The sequence below is a fragment of the Roseateles sp. P5_B10 genome (assembly GCF_056400485.1).
This window is the reverse complement of sequence record NZ_JBFULE010001134.1, coordinates 1-1,317: the sequence shown is the minus strand read 5'-3', so window position 1 is coordinate 1,317 and position 1,317 is coordinate 1. Positions and strand designations below refer to the sequence as shown.

Sequence of the window (1,317 nt, the reverse complement as noted above, 5' to 3'; positions counted from 1 at the left end):
CGATGAACCCGCCTGATCTCGACGACTGGCTCGACGCCCTCGATCAGGCCACCCCTCCCGCCCCACCCGCTGCTGACGAACTCGAACAGGCCGTTTTGGCCGCTTTCGACCTGGACGGCCCCTTGGCGCGCCTGGACCGGGGCTACAGGCCCCGCGCGCCCCAGTTGGAGATGACCCGCGCCGTCGCCCGGGCGCTCAGCCGCCGCCAGGCCCTGGTCGTCGAAGCGGGTACCGGTGTCGGCAAGACCTTCGCCTACCTCGTCCCGGCCCTGCTGGCGGGTAGCCGTGCCCTCATCAGCACCGCCACCAAGAGCCTGCAGGACCAGCTTTTCCTGCGCGATCTGCCCCGGCTGACCAAGGCGCTGAATACGCCGGTGCGGCTGGCCCTGCTGAAGGGCCGCAGCAGCTATCTCTGCCTGCACCGCATGAAGGAGGCGCGCGTCTCGGGTGAATTCCCGGACCGGCGCACGGCGCTGTCGCTGGCCCGCATCGAGCGCTGGGCCCTGGGCACGACAACGGGCGACTTTGCCGAGATCGATGGGCTGGATGAGCGCTCGCCCATCATCCCCATCGTCAGCTCCAGCCGCGAGAACTGCCTGGGCCAGGAATGCCCGGACTGGAAGAGCTGCTACGTCGTCAAGGCGCGGCGCGAGGCGATGGAGGCCGACGTCGTCGTCGTCAATCACCACCTCTTCTTTGCCGACATGACGCTGCGCGATACCGGCGTGGCCGAGCTGCTGCCCAGCGTCGAGATCGCCATCTTCGACGAGGCTCACCAGCTCGCCGAGGCCGGCGTGCAGTTCCTCGGCACGCTGCTGGGTACGGCCTCGCTGATCGATTTCGCGCGTGATGTGCTGGCCCAGGGCCTGGCCCATGCACGCGGCGTGCACGACTGGCAGGGCTTGCATGCGGGTGTCGAGAAGGCGGCGCGGGAGCTGCGCCTGGCCGCGGCCGGCCCGCTGGCCACCGCCGGCCGCGAGCTGCGCGGCACACTCAAGCTGGGCTGGAAGGAGAGGGCGAACCAGCCCGGTTTCGCCACGGCGCTGGCTGGCGTCGAAGTGGCGACGGCCAAGGCCTTGGAGGCGCTGACCGCCGTGCGCGAGGCCGCGCCCGATTTCGCGCGCCTGTGTGAGCGGGCCCAGGAGTTGCGTGAGTTGGCCAAACAGTTCGCCACCGACCCTGATCCGGGAGACGTGCGCTGGATCGACATCAGCCCGCATGCGGCCCGCCTGGTCGAGTCACCCCTGGACATCCGCGACGCGATGCAGCAGCAGCTGGAGGGGCCGCCCAAGGCCTGGGTGTTCACCTCGGCCACGC

1 protein-coding gene is annotated in these 1,317 nt (G+C 70.2%); it reads left to right on the top strand.

Annotation, left to right across the window (positions count from 1 at the left end; genetic code table 11):
- Window positions 1–2: 2 nt before the first annotated feature.
- A partial coding sequence (locus AC1DU6_RS31485; RefSeq protein ID WP_477862099.1) for an ATP-dependent DNA helicase occupies window positions 3–1,317 on the top strand: 1,315 nt, incomplete at its 3' end.